A 1,382-nucleotide genomic window follows, 5' to 3' on the forward strand; every position below is an offset into this window, starting at 1 on the left:
TCCACGATCGACGGCGTTCCGCACACCCAACCATGATCCAACCCGAACGCCCCAGGTCAAGCCGACCCGCCGACGAGCACCTGACCAGTCACGATCCCGCTTGGTGTCTCGACAAGCTTTTCAAGCAGCAGGACCTGCCCGCAGAACATCTGCGATGTACGGAGGCCGCGATCCCATATCTCCCGGCCGTCTACCTTGCAGAGCATCCCCATGACCGCGCCCCCAACGTCGTCAGGCGGCCAGGACTCTACTGCCGGTAGCCCACTTGCGGGCAGCCCGAACCCCAATCAAATGGACGTTGGTGGGTCAGCGCACCAAGAGCCAGGCAGCTGTCAAAGTTACGAGACATCGCTTAGCCTGGCGGGGTGCCGAAAACGAGGCGACGCGGGCACGTCTCTGCCTCACCATGCCGCGAGGGTACCGGCATCTGCTGATGTGCCGATGACGCGTACGGAGTTGGTCGCAGCGCTGGGAATGCCGGACCATCAACGAAGCATGGATCAACTCGGCCGGCTGCTGTTCGCAGTTCCGGCCTTCGTCGAGGCGACAGACTATCGCTGGCAGCTCGGCCGCGGAGGAGTGGTCAGGGTGGGGGCGGAGGGGGTGGTAGGGGTAGGGAAGTAGGGGGTGTCCCGTCCCAGTCGGGGAGTGACCGGCAGTACATCGTGTCACTCCCTGTAGGCCTTTGTTCGGTGCTGTCGAATCTGGGGACGTGGGGTGGCGGACGACCCGCCAGGCCGTGGACAGCTGCGCCTACCGTGTCCACTGTGGCTGTCGTGCCGGCGCAGCGAACGTCCCCGCATTAGCATCGATGCGGCGCGGGCGGGTCATTGCCCGACCGGAACCGGGGTGACAGTGGGCACGGAGAGACCGACAGCGCTCCGGCGCTGGGCCGGCGTGCCCCGGTGGGTTCGGGTCGTCGTGATCGCCGCCGTCTGCGTCCTCGCGTACGGCGGGATCGTCCACCTGGGCGACCTGCTCGGCATCCGGCCGGGTGGTCCAAGCCAGTCCACCCCCACCTGGCTGATGCTGTACTTCACCTCGCTGACCGTGTTCGATCCGCTCGCGGCGCTGCTGCTGACGCTGCGCCGGATCGAGGGGCTGCTGCTCGGCTGTGCCGTGTTCGCCAGCGACGCGGCGGCGAACGGGTACGCCAACTACGTGCTGGACACCGCTCCTGGGACCACGCCCGGCCGGATCGGGCAGGCGGTGATCACGGCGCTCGCGGTCGCCCTGATTGTGGCGGCGCCCAGGGTCGCGCCCTGGCTGCACCGGCCGGGACGCGCTGGCTAGTGCGGTGGCCACAAACGTTCACCGGGTTCGTCGGCGGTAAAAATTGTCGTACCGGTGGTGTTGGGTCCTGGTTGTGCCTCGTCGTCGGG

1 protein-coding gene is annotated in these 1,382 nt (G+C 67.3%); it reads left to right on the forward strand.

The features are described from left to right. Positions 1-897 precede the first annotated feature (897 nt). Positions 898-1,293 (forward strand): hypothetical protein, encoded by a 396-nt coding sequence (locus AB0G14_RS35740; protein ID WP_357705243.1) that lies wholly within the window; start codon positions 898-900, stop codon positions 1,291-1,293. The last annotated feature ends 89 nt before the right edge of the window (positions 1,294-1,382 follow it).

The organism is Micromonospora sp. NPDC023814 (genome assembly GCF_040639595.1).
Classification (GTDB): domain Bacteria; phylum Actinomycetota; class Actinomycetes; order Mycobacteriales; family Micromonosporaceae; genus Micromonospora.